Below are 17,145 nucleotides of genomic sequence, written 5' to 3' on the forward strand. Positions count from 1 at the left end.
TGTCATCCCAAGTGCAGGCTGGGCTGTTAAGCCCGGCGTTTGCTGAATTAATTCTTACTCTCATATCCATCATAAAACTCAACTAACAAGTTTCTTATCGATGGTGGTTCTAAGAAAAAAATATTTTGGTACGTTATTAAATTAAATGCGAGGCTTAGCAGCCTAGCCTACGTTTATTTAGCTATTTTTGTCGAAACATGACAAGAGGTATATGTTGTGCTTCGGTACTCAAAAATCAGGCTCGAGAATTCCTCTCCTCAGTCAGAACCAGTTCGTTTGCAGCTCAACAAAGTAATAATAGGCGGTAAAATAGAAATAAAAATAATACCATAAATTACCACGGCGAAGTTTTCTTTTACTATGGGAATTGAACCGAGGAAATAACCTAAACTTAACAGACTCCCAATCCAAATTAAGGCACTAATCAAGTTGTATAGTGAGAAATGAACAACGCGCATCGTTCCTATGCCCGCTACAAAAGGAGCAAAAGTACGTATAATTGGAAGAAAACGAGCAAAAACTATCGTCTTTCCACCATGCTTCTCATAAAATGCATGCGTTTCTTGTAGATGCTTTTTATTCAGCAACCAGGATTTATCCGTGGAAAAAATGCGTGGCCCAAGTATTCGACCAACTAGGAAATTGATTTGGTTTCCTAAAACTGAGGCAAGAAAAAGCAGTAGAAATAGGATTGAAATATTTAATGGATTTCCAGATTGGGCAGCAATACTACCAGCAGCAAACAGCAAGGAATCACCAGGTAAAAAAGGTGTCACAATAAGCCCGGTTTCACAGAAAATCACTGCAAATAAAAGAAAATAGGTCCAAAATCCATAAGTTGAAACAATGGCATTTAAATAAACATCGATGTGAATTATATAATCAAAAAAATGCATTTTATCTTTTGAATTGAGTTAAATAGAGTAAATATTCTTACACACTTATTTCTTAATTAATATAAATTTTATATCATTTAGACTTTAGTGTGTTTACTATTCTATAAAAAAAGACCCAATAAGAAGCCCTATGCATGAATACTTTATTTCATCTTGCGTTCCCAATTCATGATTTCGCATTAGCAAAAGATTTTTATCACCATAAATTAGGTTTTTCATTAGGGCGTGAATCGGAACATGCCTTAATTTTAGAGTTTGGCAATCATCAAATTGTGGCACATAAAATTGATACTCTTCCCTCTCCTCAAGAGGGCATCTACCCAAGGCATTTTGGTTTGATTTTTCTGGAACGACACGAGTTTGATGCATTCCTGGAAAAAATTAAAAAGGAAAACATTCCTTTTGAAATTCCACTCAAAACTCGCTTTAAAGATACTCGCATTGAACATCAATCATTTTTCTTGAAAGACCCAAGCAATAATTTACTGGAGTTTAAATATTATCAATTTCACTCGGCAATTTTCGGTGAAAAAGATTTTAAAAGAATAGGTGAGATGGCTTAAATCAGTTAAAAACCAATATTCTCATCCGCCTTGATGGGCACCTTCTCCCATAAGGAGAAGGGAAGTTCCTTACTCAGTAGCAATATATGACATAGGTTGTACTTCTGGCGAACGAGCAAAATCTGCCGGTGCAATAAAGCCCTCTTGGTTATAATCTATTGTAATGCCAGCGGATTTATAACAAATGGCCACATATTCAGAACAAATAAATGCATGTGGCGAGGTTACCTCTGCACTTGTTTTGTCAAAACCAAAAGCATCCATCCCGATGCGTGCAGCGATTTTAAGAATTTCCTCTGTATTATAAGGGTAACCAAGTAAATCAACTGCTTGTTTGGATAGATTAGCAAAAGCATCAATCGGGAAATTCTGATAATGTGCGATCATTAATCGCCCAGGGTATCCCTGGCCACTGCCATTATAATTGCGTACATAGCTGCTTAAAGGAACAGTACGTACACCAATGGTTTCAACACTTTCCATAACCATGACTCGATCAATGGCTTCTAGACGTACAATAAATGCGATGTGACTCCACACACTATTGGTTGCCCCTTTAATCATCGAAGACATTAAAGAGTTCCCTGAAGCAAATAAAAGATCTCCCGTTTTTATTGTATCCCTTATTTGTTCGTAACCGCTTGTGCTTACATTAGGAAAATCTTCTCTAGGAAAACTATCCATAGTTTGCTCCTAAACTATAAAAATAATGATAATAGCCTGTGCCTCTGCATTTTAAAAGTAAAGATATAAAAAGTGCACTTTGGTGTTTTTAGCGGTATTTGGGCTTGGTTGAATAATCCCTTTTATAATCTTACAATTCTATTTTTATAAGAATGAATTTTTAATCAAGGATGCTTTGTGCGTTTTTTATTCCCAATCTGTTTGTTCTTAGGCGCCATTCTATTATTTAGTATTCAACCTATGGTTGCAAAATCGTTGTTGCCTGTTTATGGAGGAACACCGGCAGTTTGGATTGTATGCATGCTTTTTTTTCAAGTGATCCTGTTGTTTGCTTATGGATATGCCGCAATACTTAGTGTTTTTAATAAGCCTGTAGTATGGCGATTGACGCACAGTGTTCTTATTATTTTGAGCTTTATAGTTTTTCCCCTTTTACTTAGACCGGTGACTATCAATAACTCTCCTGAATGGAGTATTTTATTTAATTTGTTAACCCAATTGGGACTTCCTTTACTTGTAGTTGGAGCTTCAGCCTCTTTATTACAGTTTGCATACAGTCAGACTAAAGAAAAAGGAGCGACTGACCCCTATTTTTTATATTCTGCCTCAAATCTGGGGAGTCTCTTGTCTTTATTACTTTATCCTTGGGTGATAGAGCGTTTTATTGGATTAAAAAATCAATTCCATTTATGGAATGTCGGGTATGTGTTCTATGTGGTTCTATTGGGGCTTATTTTATTTGCTCGGCGTTATCAACCTTTAGAAAAACAAAATACAGAAGTGCGCGATTGGCAGTGGCAAAAAGTACTGTATTGGATTTTTTTAAGTTTTGTTCCATGCAGCTTAATGCTTGGGGTGACTCTGTATATTACTACGGACATAGCAGCAACACCCTTATTCTGGGTATTGCCTTTGGCGTTGTATCTGCTTACTTTTGTACTTATATTTACGAGCAAGCCTCTAATTTCATTCCCATGGATAGTACGAAATAGTCTATTTTTTCTTATTTTTCCAATCACCGGATTTATTTTAACTGCAAGCCAAATCAAGATTTGGCAAAGTATTTTGTTTCACTTGTTAAACTTTTTTGTTCTGGCGTTACTGTGTCATGGCCAATTGTATTTAAGTAGGCCCAAACCACAATTACTTACCTTATTTTATTTTTGCTTGGCTCTTGGTGGCGTACTTGCTGGAGTATTTAATGGAATTTTAGCGCCGCATTGGTTTAATCAGGTTTATGAATATCCTTTAGCACTCTTACTCAGTTTATTTGCTTTGCCTCAATACAAAAAGAAGAGTGCTTGGTGGTTGCCTATGGTGGTTTTGATTCTTATGTTGTTGCATTACTGCATCCTCGACATTCATTGGCCAGGAGGTCTTTCATCTTTTCAAGTATGTGCTTTTCTAGCGTTACTTCTAATCGTTGTTTGGCAAAAAGATAGAACCAGTTTGATCTTATCATTATTGATTTTATTTGGGTTTATTTTTTCACCATTATTGCAAGATGATACTATTTTATTACAAGAACGTAATTTTTATGGGGTAAAAAAAGTAATTGATAGACACGGAGTGCACGCATTAATTAATGAGTCTACAGTACATGGATTGCAAGTTATGGGAGAGAAAAAACCTAATGGGGGTAATTCTTATTATGGAGCAATTAGTTCTATAGTTGCTGTAATGCAACAACAAAAGAGTCCTTTGTCTGTAACCATCATTGGTTTAGGTATTGGCACGATGATGTGTCAATTCAGACAGGAGGATCAAATTAAAGTCATTGAAATTGATGATCAGGTTATCGGACTGGCAAAAAATCCTCAACTCTTCACTTACTTACGAGATTGCCCCGTACATGCGACCATTATACGAAATGATGGGCGATTGGCTGTGGAGCAATTATCTGATCATTCGCAAGATTTGTTAATCGTGGATGCTTTTAATTCCGATGCAATACCTGTGCATTTATTGACTTTCGAAGCATTTACTTTATACCAACAAAAAATTACTAAAGATGGTGGAATACTGATTAATTTAAGTAATCGACACTTACAATTGTTACCAGTGATTAATGCTGCTGGAAGAGCTTTGGAGCTGATGGTGTTTTATTTAAATAGTAAAGGGGTTCCTGCATTAACTCAGTTTGATTCAGAGTGGGTTTTTTTGACCTCTAATGAAGATTTTGCGTTTCAACTCATGAAAGGAAGCAATTGGCGATTTGATGCAAGCGACGAACAGCTTTTATGGACAGATGATTATTCTAATGTGATCCCTTTGTTGAGGTGGTGATTTCTTGTCGCTTAGAATGGCTTGCATAAATAAAGACGTAGGTTGGACCAAGGTGTTTAGGGACGCGACCTAGATAACAAGGCCAACACAAATTCAGTATTATAGCCTGGGGGCAGCGAAGCGGAACCCAGGAATGTAGTGGCAGCGATCCCAGTTCCGCTTCGCTGCACCCAGGCTATAAAATTAAACTTCAGCTAAGTTGCCTTTGCTCTCTAGCCATACTTTTCTGTCACTAGCACGTTTTTTATTTAACATCATATCCATAATTGCTTCAGCCCCTTGTTCATCGTCCAAGGTTAATTGAACCAAGCGCCTGGTATTAGGATCCATAGTCGTTTCACGTAATTGAATCGGATTCATTTCACCTAAACCTTTAAAACGTTGTACATTGACCTTCGCTCGAGATGATTGTGCCAAGTGGTTGAGGATACGGTTTTTCTCTTCATCGTCCAGGGCATAATAAACTTCTTTGCCCGCATCAATTCGATAAAGAGGAGGCATAGCTGCAAATACATGTCCGGCTTGGACCAGTGGTTTGAAATGACGTAAAAATAAAGCACAGATTAATGTTGCAATGTGTGCGCCATCTGAGTCTGCATCGGCGAGAATACATAATTTACCATAGCGAAGTCCACTCAGATCAGATGAGCCGGGGTCTACCCCAATAGCTACTGAGATGTCGTGAATTTCTTGAGAGGCTAAAACTTGTGATGAATCCACTTCCCAGGAATTAAGAATTTTTCCACGCAATGGTAAAATTGCCTGGAAGTCTTTATTACGTGCTTGTTTTGCAGAACCTCCTGCTGAATCTCCCTCGACTAAAAATAATTCAGCCTGGCTTAGGTCTGTAAGCAAGCAATCAGCTAGTTTTCCTGGGAGGGCAGGGCCTTGACTCACTCGTTTACGTGCCACTTGTTTGGCTTGTCGCAAACGTTTTTGTGCGCGCTCGATTGCTAAAGAGGCAATGGCTTCACCTTGATTACGATGTTGATTGAGCCAAAGTGCAAAAGCATCTTTAACCACGTTACTGACAAATGCTGAAATTTGACGCGAGCTTAAGCGCTCTTTTGTTTGACCTGCGAATTGTGGTTCTTTCATTTTAACCGATAATACATATTGGCAGGGTTCCCACAGATCATCTGCGGTAAGTTTTATTCCCCGAGGGAGTAGATTTCTTAGCTCACAAAACTCCGCCATTGCATCAAATAAACCAGAGCGAAAGCCATTCACATGGGTACCACCTTGGATCGTTGGGATTAAATTCACATAACTTTCACTAAAATCACTGCTTCCCCCATTGGCCCAAACCAACGCCCAGTCAACAGTTGCTTCATCACTTTTGAATTCACCTGTAAATGGTTCTTCAGGTAGGTAATCTCCATCAGGTAATGATTGATTTAAATAATCAATAAGCCCCTGTTCATAGCACCAATTCATTTCTTCATTACTTGTTTTATTGACAAAAGTCATGGACAAGCCGGTGCAAAGGACTGCTTTTGCTCTGAGCACATGTGTTAAATGTTTTACTGAAATACGGGTGGTATCGAAATATTTAGGATTTGGCCAAAAACGAATAATGGTGCCTGTATCCCTTTTTTTTGTGACGCCTGTTTCATTTAATTCGCATACTTTATCACCATTAGCAAAAGACATTTGGTAAGTAATTCCGTTGCGTTTGATGGTGACATCAAGACGATCAGACAAAGCATTGACTACAGAAACCCCTACACCATGTAATCCGCCTGAAAAGCTATAGTTTTTATCTGAGAATTTACCTCCTGCATGCAGTCGAGTCATAATGACTTCCACACCACTTAAGCCTAATTGAGGGTGTAAATCCACGGGCATACCGCGACCATCATCCTCTACTTCAATAGAACCATCCTCATGAAGGGTGACACGAATATGACTTGCAAAGCCAGCCAATACCTCATCGACACTGTTATCAATCACTTCTTGAGCTAAATGGTTTGGGCGCGTCGTATCGGTATACATGCCGGGACGTCGTTGAACAGGTTCGAGTCCACTTAAGACTTCAATTGCTTGGGCTGTATAGTTTTCAGACATGGGGTATTTCTCAAATAAAAGTTACGTTTATTTTACCATATATTATGATACAGTAGGACGAAAGACGAATGTTCCTTTTGTAAATCTATTATAAAGAGCCCCTTTTCTGCAAGCGGGAGCAAATCAGAATGTTGTCATTGATGCCTAGATTTAAATCGATCTTAATCTAGGAGTAAGTAGGGACACTTTTCTGGATTATGCCTTGTCTAATCTGGATTAAACAGAACATATATGCAAGAAACTAGTGCTGAAATTCATCAATTATCTGTAGCTTTTCAAGATCACCATAAAACGGTCTCTGCTTTGGATGAGATTAGCTTTAATTTATATCCTAGTGAAACCCTGGTTTTGTTGGGGGAGTCGGGTTGCGGTAAGTCCTTAACATCTCTTGCTTTGATGCGTCTATTACCTAAGGCTGGTGTTTATGGAATGAATAGCCTAATCCAGATGAATGGACAAGATATTCTCGATTTACCGGAGCAAATGATGCGGCAGTTGAGAGGCCGCAAGATTTCGATGATTTTTCAAGAGCCAATGACTGCGCTTAACCCTGTGATGACTATAGGTGAGCAGCTGACCGAGGTTTTGGTGAAATGTAACTCTTTTACTACACATGAATTACAGGAAGCATTATTGTCTTTACTTCATGAAGTAGAAATGCCCCAGCCAGAAGTTAGAATTCATCAGTACCCCCATCAATTGTCTGGGGGACAGAAACAACGCGTAGTGATTGCTATGGCTTTGGCGTGTAAACCAGATATTTTGATTGCAGATGAGCCAACAACCGCTTTAGACGTGACCATTCAGGCCCAAATCCTTGCTTTATTAAAAAAAGTACAAAAAACACATCAGATGAGTTTGCTACTGATTACTCATGATCTTGGTGTGTTGAGAGCTATGGCATCTCGTGTGTGTGTGATGTATGCAGGTCAAGTAGTAGCACAAGCCACTGTGGATGATTTTTTCTCACGTACCAAACAACATCCTTATGTACAGCAATTATTGGCTTCAGTGCCTTCTATGGCTAAACGAGAGGAGCGTCTGTCTGTAATTCGTGGATTTGTGCCCGCTTTGGAAGAGATGCCTCCCGGTTGTCGTTTTCACCCACGCTGTATTTACGCATTTTCGCGATGTTCCGAGGAGGAACCCCAATTACAAGAGCAAGCAGGACGGTTGGTACGCTGTCATTTATATCCTGATCATGATGAATTACCTCCCTTGCAAAAAAACAAAATAGCTTGGAGTGGCACCACTACTGAGACAAAAACGATACTTACCGTGAAGGATTTATCGGTTGATTTTACCCAGAAAAAAGGGATATTCAGCCGTCGTAAAACGTTATTTAAAGCGGTAGATAATCTTTCATTTCGTCTACAACAAGGAAAAACATTAGCATTAGTAGGTGAGTCAGGATGCGGTAAAACAACGACCAGTCGTGCTTTATTGCGTTTGTTACCTATTGCTGGAGGAGAATTATTTTATAAAGAACATGATGTGCTGGCATTAAAAGGGCGTGCGTTAAGAGAGTACAGGAAAAAAGTACAAATTATTTTCCAAGACCCTTTTTCTTCTATGAATCCGCGGATGACGGTAGGTGACATAATCGCCGAAGGCATGCATGCTCAAGGGATGAAACGTTCGGTAATTAACGCACGGCAAAAAGAGCTATTGAATCAGGTTAATTTGCCTAGCAGCAGTTTACAGCGTTACCCACATCAATTTTCTGGTGGGCAAAGGCAACGAATTTGTATTGCGCGGGCTCTAGCTACAGAACCTGATATCTTGATTTGTGACGAACCTACCAGTGCCCTGGATGTTTCTGTGCAAGCGCAAATTCTTAATTTATTAAAAGAATTGCAGCTGGAAACAGGCATTTCTTACTTATTCATTACCCATAATATGGGGGTTGTTTCCTATATTGCCGATGAGGTGTTAGTTATGAAGGGTGGGGTAGGGATTGAGTTCGGAAGCTGTGAGATGATTTTCAAGGAACCCAAAGAAGTTTATACACAACAGCTATTAAATGCCGTTCTTGATGTTTTTTAATCAATCTTTCAAAGCCCACGTATTTTCTTTAACCTAAAAAATAATTAAATCGTAGTGAGGATTATGATTTTCAAAGAGATTTTAACGATTTTTTTACTTCATCTATGGGTAGTACAGCTTCAGCAAAAAAATCGTTAAAATCTCTATAAAATCAGTGCAGTAGCAACTCTTTGCAGATTCAGCTTCTTTTTTCAGGTTTAATATTTTATTAATTAAAAATGTGATATATTTGAGCACTATTTGGATAATAAAGTCTTAGTATTTATTATTTGGGGGGCATGGTTGCATGAGAATCACTCTGGGCACAGATAATTTTAATAATGTCAAAGATTTTACTGCCCATTTGGCAAACACTTATGAGCAAGATAAGCGGATTTCTGCAGATGTCACGGTCTTACTGGAGTGTGATACATTTTCTCAAGAACACTTCGATGAGTTGATGACATTTCTTTTAAGCCCAGAACGCACGAGACTTTACAAATTTACGTTTCCCCCACAACAGGCACAGTATCAATTATCCTTTGATAATGCGTATCTGCACAGCAAACGCCAAAAATGTTCTCTCGACTTTCAACCACAAATAGTTGAGTTATCTGACTCACCAATTTCTTTTCAGCCTCATATACCTAAAATACGCAAAGCGAAAAAGAATTGGGTTGAAGATGTAAAAACTCCCGGGATTGGTTTACAGTTCCAATATCAAATGCCGCATGTACACCAGCCTCAACAACGAAAAGCAACACAGAGAAAACGAAGAAATAATGAAGAACCCCAATATCAACATCCCGAAATAAGCCCTTTGACATTAGCCCCTGAACTTTCTCAAGAAAACGCGCGCCATTTGCTTGGTTCTTATCAGCAATTTATTTTTTTGAAAAAAGACTCAGAACGCATTAGTCTTTATAAAAAAGAATTTGGCTATTTACTGAGTGGGCAAAGTTCGCCAGAACAACGACTAGCTGCCTTTATTTTTTTCGTATCTAAGTTGACTGAACATGATGCGGCAAAGTTGAAGTTGATAAAAAAACTGTTACAGGCCATGCCTTTATCTGATCGTCACTATCAGGGTTTGGCTCAGGTGTTAATTCACACTGGGGCTGATGGTGTTTTGCTTTTATTGCAACGCATTAAAACATTACACGATAAGGAATTTTTTAAAGAGTTTGATGCGCTATTTCTGGATAAACCTGAGAACTATCTGGCATTAATGTCTCCTCGAGGTTTGGCAAACCTTAAAAAATTGAGTGAATTAAGTAGCGAACAGAAAACATGGTGGGTTACTTTAGTGACGCAACATAAAGCATCAGGAGCTTATACTGAGGTTAATGATTTATTCGTAGCCTATAACTATTTCCTGGATGAGCTGGAAAAGAAAAAACTGAAGCTGCCCAGCTCCTGTACTTTAGAAAATGGTACAGAACTGAAGCCTACATTAGATCGCTTGCTGTTCATCATCAATAACAGCAGTGCTCCGGAAGAACAACTGACTTATTTAGATGGGATAGATGTTCATGCGGCCTACAATGCCAGTCGTTATCACCATTATCAATTAGTGTCACGGCACATGAATTTAAGGGCCAATGTTAATGAGGTAGTTCCTGATTATTCAACCCCTACAACGCCTAGAGAGGTGAGTGCGTGGCTAGCGCGTTTTGATTGTCCCTATGAAGAAACGGTGGCCCGTTTTTATCGTTTTATCGGCACACAAGAATGGGCATTCAGCCTGGATGTGTATCAAAAAATTGAACAGGAAATCAGTAAAAATAATAAGCTTAATCAGCAGAATAAAGTATTATTACTTAATCTCGTTGCTTTGTTAACTACGGGACAACGTGTATGTACTCATAGTGAATATCCTGATTCTTCCGTTCAAAAACTAATTAACCAATTGCTTGCAATGGCAGAGCAGTTTGGTGAAGACTTGCATGAAATTCCAGTGCTGGCAGAATCACTGGCCCACCACAGCTGGGAGTCAATGCCTACAATTGATGAGTTGAACACGCTGCTTGATATCTTATTGTTAGCGCAAAAAACAAAAGCTCAGGCTCCGGACCTAGCACGCCATGAAATTCGGGAGACAAGTACCCTGGCTTTAAGGCTCATGAGAGAGTATGGTAACGCGGCCTCATTCGTTCTTGATAATTATAAAAGACGTTTGCTGATGGAGCAGACACATACTGCACCGATACAGCAATTATCTTATAAAGATTTGCTAAACCATTTGGTTTCTGCATCCAACTTGGATAAGTTTTTGCCTGAGCTTTTTCATGATCAACCCCAGACATTATCTCAGTTTGTAGTACTTCTATCCTTATTAAGTGATGAAATTCCCAAAGAGACACAACCTGATGCAGAAGATAGCGAGTATGAGACCAAAATCAAAATGCTTGCACACGCTATCCATGATATGCAAGAGGGACGAGGTGAACAGTTACTGGCAATTCTGACTGATATTAATATTGAAGCTTCTTACCGTTTGCCTTCTCTAGATCAGCTCATCACCGTGGTTGAATCAGTCAGAAAGGCGAATTTTACTGAAGATGAAAATCAAAAAACACGTATTTTTGAAATTGTACGTACCGGATTACCGGCGTTAAAAATAGGCAAAGAAGCGGTTAAAGAAACAACTATCGATCTTTTTAGCCTGATGAGGCAAAGCTATGATGACTGGCAACTCGAAAATCAACTGGAGAATTTATCAGGAACGGTAAAAGGGTATTTGGAATCCTGGATGGAAGCCCATAATGTTGTGCTGTATTATTTGCAACAAAAACCTATTAGACCCTCAATGATCCTTGACTCTTTAGCTGAAGAAGAACAAGAGGTTAAGAATTTGCTGGGGGGGAGAATGTTTTCTCGAGCTTTATCGAGAGCTCCTCTTTCAAAAATGAAAATGGTTGAGGTCTTGGGGCAGGAATTTTTTTCCGAGCAATCCTTTTTGGTTGCGCTGCAGTCTAGATTAGAGGAAAGCGTGCAATCTAGTTTGAATGCTGCTTTAGGCTCATTACAGACATCAAATAAAGGCTTTGATGCTTTTATATTAAAACAACATAATGGATTAGATACAGACCTTCCTATTGATGAGGCGTTTCACCAATGGAGGCAGCAATTAGATGACGTGAATGGTTTGATCAACTCACTCATTCGCATTAAGAATAAAAGCAGTATTGAGTTTCGTCGCTGTATTTCATTATTAGCTGATGAAATCAAGCTCAAAAAAGCTGGAAAGAGAACGCTTACTGTAGTGCAAATGCATGAGCTACTGAATGTCTTAAGTGAAAACGAGCCGCTTGCAGTTGCATCTTCATTAGCTGTTTTATGCCAAATATTAAAAGATATACCAGTATATTCCGCAGAGCAGCTACGTCGTGCTTTAAATGAGATTACTTATTTAACAAAATACCGAGAAACTCTTGGACAAGAAGCGTATGAAACTCTATTGCGTTGGTCATGCACTTATAACTTAACACAGAATGCTTTATTCCCATTGAAGGAACTCATTGGGTTGAAGTCCTTGAATGGGGTGGATGAAAAGCAGTCCGCCGCGTTGTTCAATACTTTAATTCAGTTAATAAAAAAAGCTGGTCCTGAAGTTGATGAGCACTTGTTAAAGAACATTGTTGATAAAATTACATCAATTACTCGCGCTAAAGCAGAAGTGCATTCATTAGTGCCCTTGCTTAGTTTATTAATCAAGACTTGTACTAACGGCAAAGAAAGGATGCTCCCTAACTTAATCGATAAGTTAGAGGGTATGCGTGATTCTGACTTAAAGATCTGGTTAAAAATAGTATTGATACTTGGTGAACGTACTCCGGATAAAAATATTCGTTGTCTGCTAGACCTGCAAGCTGGACTTGAATTAAATCGACACAATCTAAAGGAATTGGAACAATTATTTAATTCACCGCCATATCCAGAGATGGAAACGTTTATCCCCGCATTAAAGGGTTCTTATAATGCTCTAAAGGCTTATATCGATGCATTTGATAAGGATCCAAAATCTGGTCGTGCCCCACAAATCAATGAATTTGGTATTATCCTAAAAGATACTGATCAGATTCTTGATGAGCAATTTGATACCTCACAAATTGCGCGAGTTATTGCCAATATTCAAGAGGGTGTTGAGGGAGAGCCTTTAAGTGGCCAAGAACAATATGATTTGGCGCAACAAATTACCTACATCAATGCCATAGGAAGAGATAAACCGTTTACTTTGACTTTTGGTTATGATCTTGCAACAAAAGTGGTTAAGCCTTATGTGAATTTAACTCAAGCCAGCCGTGCTGAGTTGCGCAACTTATCTGATACATTGATTAACACCATAAGAACACCAGCTCTTGATACGGATGAAAAACTAAAACTCCAATTAAAACTGCTTGCGGTATTACGTGAACAATATTTCCGTGCCACTGGAGTATTTGTTGATACGACGCAACTTATTTCCATTTTAAGGGAACTCAAAAGCCAGCCACACAATATGCTGATGGAAGCAGATACTGATGAGGAAAATAGTAGAGTAACATTGCTTGCTGTAATGCAGTGGGTTGAGGCGGATGGTGGAACGGTTGACGTATGTCTCTTTAACCGCGATGCAGTGATTCAGGATGATAAAAACAAAGGGAATAAAGACTTTTTGACTTCAATTGGTATTGATTCAAGTAGTATTAAAGCAGATTCTCCTAAGGGAACTTATCAAGTTGGCGGGATAAATTATTCTACTGCAGGAGATTTGGCTTTATATCGTTCACGAGCTAAAACTGAGAATGAAGACTTGGTTGCTTACAGGGGGCGCCATCTTTTATCGAGTAATTTAATTCTTTGTGGATCTGTTTCAGAATGGGAGCAAAGAATTTTATATCATCTTGTTCAGGATTATGAAGACAGTGAAAATCATACCTATGCATGGATTTATCCTCTAATCAATGAATTTGTTAATCAGCGGAAGTTTAAAACGCTGTATCCAGATAATGTTTGGAGTGAGGGGCAGGATGTCGCACGCTTAAAAGAACTTTTGGACCGACATGCACCAACAGGCCCACATAAGACACACTTAAACTCTTTGCCTGACGAGCAATTTAATTTATGGATCAATGCAGCTATAGAAGCTCAGCGTTTGGTTGCAGGAGAGGATTTTGTTATTCCTGCTTCTGAAACAACAGTTCATGTTGCTATTCCTTTGAAAGCATCTCAAAAAGGTTTTTCCTTTCTAGTTCAGCAATTCCTTCACGCTCGACTACAAAAGGAAAATCCGGATTGGGAGTTTATTATTGAACCGGAAATGCGTTTTATTGACTCGGCATCAATCAAGGACTTGATTGATGATTACAAAAAACAAGGGCGTATTATTGGTGTTTCTAGAACTGTAAGCCAAAAAGATGAGTTGGTTGAGCAATGCGATAAGCTCAGCATGAGTGTGCAGTGCAAAATACCAGCGCATTACCAAAATGAACGTAATGAAGCGGCTATAAAATCTAACGCAGAGAAGCAAGCTTATGTAGGGGCTGTTAAAAAGGCGGTCCAGAAAGCTGACTCCGGGCAACCTATTGTGCTCATTGCTCAAAATGCAAGTGAAGTAAAACTTCTTGAGCAGGAATTAAAGGCACAGTTTGGTGAAAAAAATATTACCGCATTTGTAGGTACTGAATCAGCCATAGAACGAAAGCACTGGATTAAAAATAAGTCAGGAGAAAAGAATACGATCACTATTGTTACCTTACCTGACAAAGAGGATGCTTTTTATACAAAGCATCCTAAGGGATTTTTGACCATTCAAACCAGCTTAGATACTTCAAGTAGCACGCAGCAGATTATTAAAAGCGTTGCACTGAACAATCACCCAGGTAAACATGTCACACTGTATAAGGACCATGGAAAATTCTTGTTGCGCTCTTGGCTTTATCAATCTGCGCAAAACTGCGAAGAGCTACTTACTGCATTGATACAACTGCAAAGAAAACAAAATAAAGGTGTTGCTGTTGAACGTCATTACACACGGAGAGTTTCTGAAATACAGCAGGTTGTTTTGCAACAATTCCAAGAATGGAAAGAGTTGCTGCATCTTGTTTATCCTAAATCGACATGGCGAGCACTGGATGCAGAATTATTGAAACAACGCGAGGATTTAATTCTTATTTTGAACGAAAAATGGGATCAATGCCTGGGGTATTCTGATCTGCAGAAAAAATACCCTAATCCCTATGTCCGTTGGGGTGCAAAGAAATTGGATGACGCGGTGAGTACTTATAAAGAAGCCGTTCATTTGCTTTGGGAGCAGAAACGGGCGTTACTTAAAGAAAAAGCAAAGGCGCTCATTACAGAAGGCTCTATTAATGATTTACGTTGTCACTACTTAGACGGAGTTTTATTAAGTGAGCAATTGAAATTAAATCGATTGGCTGTGCGCGAAAACAAAAAAGAGGTGCGTGCAGAGAAGAAAAAATCACATCGTTATCTTGTCTCTGGATTAGATGTTAATGGAGCGATGTTGCGATTTGCTGATGGAGCGGTAGATGTCTATGCTCATGATTTTGCTAAAAATCAGGTGAAAATATTTGCTGCAGATATAAGTCGCATTATAGAAAGTAATCCTTATTTAAGTGAAACGGCACGAGCTGAATCGCTTGAGCAAGTCGCTAAAGCAAAAACTTTAGATAATCTCGTTACGTGTTTACGACATTATGGCACGAGGCATGCTCCTGCAGATCAATTTGCTGAAAAATATGCCATGCAACCCGTAATTCATGAGTTGTTGCGGGTATACAAACAAGCCGGACTTGCAGAAACAAAGCAACTGCAGCATTTAAAAACAATTTATTTGGATCGGGTGCTAGTAGAACTTGTCGATGAATTGGAGTCTTCTTTATCTTGGGCGAAGAAAAAAAATCAAGGTTTGGGGTATTGGCTTGAACGCACGACTGTGAAAATGGCGGCAGAGGCTATATTGAGTGCTGTATATCAGTTAAAAAGGGCAAAAGATCTTGATAGGAAAAAAATTGCGATTAGGAACTTGTATAAAGTATTAGCAGAACATGAGCTGCAACTTGAAGGGGTATGGATATTTCCTTTTTTTGGTCATAGGAATACACATACTTTAATTAAAGAAACTTTGGCTACCCTAGGTGGCTTAACGGCTATTGGTTCAGGCAAAAATGAACTGGATGCTGATTTTATGCATGATTGCAGAGAAGAATCTCTGTATGAGGCTATGAAAGTGCAATGGAACTCTTCTATTAAAAACTTAGAAGATGGCAATGAAGACTTGCGCGAAAATAATGAGTGGAAGGCAATTAAAAAAGCATTGGATACTGTGCAAACTGAAAATAAGACGATCTATGCTTTTGATGAAATGTATCATTTTCTTTCGAGTAAAGCAGAAGAGCTGGCCCAAAAACATTCTCCGTTGCAAGGGCCAGTAGCCCATATGCGTGGCACGGCGCGTATGCTTTTCGAAACATTTAGTCAGGATCATAGTGAATTACTCAATAGAAGTAAGTATCTTGCAGATAAAGCTGAAAATATTAAGAAAAAACTGCAAGGATTAAACGGATTTAATGTGAAACAGGTGAGGCTCAAAGAAGAGCATAATGGGTTTAGTCATTATTGGGACTTAGTGATTGAAGGCTCTGGTGCGCATGCTTTATTTGATGATTTTACCCAATATCATTCACGTGCACACGAGCTAACTCGAGAGCGAGAAGCTTTAGAACTAAGACTAATTCAAGCCAATGAACAGAGCATTGCTCTCGATCGATTGATGAAAGAGCAAGTGCCGCTACTCAGCTTTAAAGCAAAAACTAAAGCATCTGTAGCACAATTTCCTGAGCAATTTCGTGAGCAAGTCAATGATGTTCTTGTTTTAAAAGCATGGATAGCCGATCAAAAGCCAGGAGATTTAAGTCAGTTTCATCGGCAGGTCCACGATAGTTTTCTCGATAGAGACTTAGTCAAAACGTTTAAGTTTCCTGGGTTACAAGCAGAAAAAATTGAGCAAATACAGGATATTCTACTAAAAATTAGCTTTAGGGATTTGCATGATCGGCTCGTTGAGGGAACGAAAAAGAAATCTTTTATGGGTTCAATTTATTCTTATGCATCCAGTTATCTATTTACGCCGGAAAATATGGATGACTGGCAGTTAGAGTTTGATGAATTAGTAAGTAGGCCTGCACAAAATTTAGAGAAGGTATTTCGCCCTAGAATTGAAAAAATCCAGAGTGAATTGGCTAGCCAATTGACTCAAGTGCAGCAAAAAACAACACAGCAAATTGAGTTGTTACAACAACAAATTCTATTTCTCACGCAGAAAATTGATGAGGAAAAGAAAAAAAGTGGTGTGTATGTCAAACGAGTTACTCTGGCGGAGCTTGGTGAGTTTGAAAAGCAACTGATGATGTTTAAAGCGCCACCAGTAGCGCGTGTAGTTCCTCAAGAGAATCCAGAACTTGTGATGCCAGCAGAAAACCCTCAAGCGCATGAAGCACGAGCATTAATTATGTAGTAGCGCGATATATTGCGCTACTATGCCTCTAAAGTTGAGGCAAGTATGTGGTTATTATCAAAAAAGCTTCCAGAATAGATCTACTTTAATGTTTAAATATTGA

The 17,145-nt window shown here is 38.8% G+C and carries 7 protein-coding genes; 4 read left to right on the forward strand and 3 right to left on the reverse strand.

The genetic code is table 11. The features are described 5' to 3' along the window. Positions 1–257 precede the first annotated feature (257 nt). The gene (locus BGO44_RS05150) at positions 258–896 is read right to left on the reverse strand and encodes a DedA family protein (protein ID WP_058512066.1); all 639 of its coding nucleotides are present in this window, start codon (positions 894–896) and stop codon (positions 258–260) included. 134 nt (positions 897–1,030) lie between these two features. Here BGO44_RS05150 and BGO44_RS05155 point away from each other — a divergent pair, with 134 nt between their 5' ends. Then, on the forward strand, positions 1,031–1,459 hold the full coding sequence (locus BGO44_RS05155; RefSeq protein ID WP_273198791.1) for a VOC family protein: 429 nt from the start codon (positions 1,031–1,033) through the stop codon (positions 1,457–1,459). Positions 1,460–1,528: 69 nt separating this feature from the next. Here BGO44_RS05155 and BGO44_RS05160 read toward each other — a convergent pair whose 3' ends face one another. Then, positions 1,529–2,143, reverse strand: a complete 615-nt coding sequence (locus BGO44_RS05160) for a YiiX/YebB-like N1pC/P60 family cysteine hydrolase (protein ID WP_058512068.1) — start codon at positions 2,141–2,143, stop codon at positions 1,529–1,531. Positions 2,144–2,320: 177 nt separating this feature from the next. On the opposite strand from BGO44_RS05160, the gene BGO44_RS05165 reads away from it, so the two are divergent. Continuing rightward, positions 2,321–4,429, forward strand: coding sequence for a fused MFS/spermidine synthase (locus BGO44_RS05165; protein ID WP_273198788.1), 2,109 nt, complete (start codon positions 2,321–2,323; stop codon positions 4,427–4,429). 183 nt (positions 4,430–4,612) lie between these two features. Here BGO44_RS05165 and parE read toward each other — a convergent pair whose 3' ends face one another. Further along, complete coding sequence (gene parE / locus BGO44_RS05170) at positions 4,613–6,496, reverse strand: DNA topoisomerase IV subunit B (RefSeq protein WP_273201591.1); 1,884 nt, start codon at positions 6,494–6,496, stop codon at positions 4,613–4,615. A gap of 231 nt (positions 6,497–6,727) precedes the next feature. On the opposite strand from parE, the gene BGO44_RS05175 reads away from it, so the two are divergent. Together BGO44_RS05175 and BGO44_RS05180 are read left to right on the forward strand one after the other, a co-directional pair. Beyond that, positions 6,728–8,542 (forward strand): ABC transporter ATP-binding protein, encoded by a 1,815-nt coding sequence (locus tag BGO44_RS05175; RefSeq protein WP_273201589.1) that lies wholly within the window; start codon positions 6,728–6,730, stop codon positions 8,540–8,542. A gap of 286 nt (positions 8,543–8,828) precedes the next feature. Then, complete coding sequence (locus BGO44_RS05180) at positions 8,829–17,042, forward strand: hypothetical protein (RefSeq protein WP_273201588.1); 8,214 nt, start codon at positions 8,829–8,831, stop codon at positions 17,040–17,042. Positions 17,043–17,145 lie beyond the last annotated feature (103 nt).

It is taken from the genome of Legionella sp. 39-23, assembly GCF_001897665.1.
Lineage (GTDB): Bacteria > Pseudomonadota > Gammaproteobacteria > Legionellales > Legionellaceae > Legionella > Legionella steelei.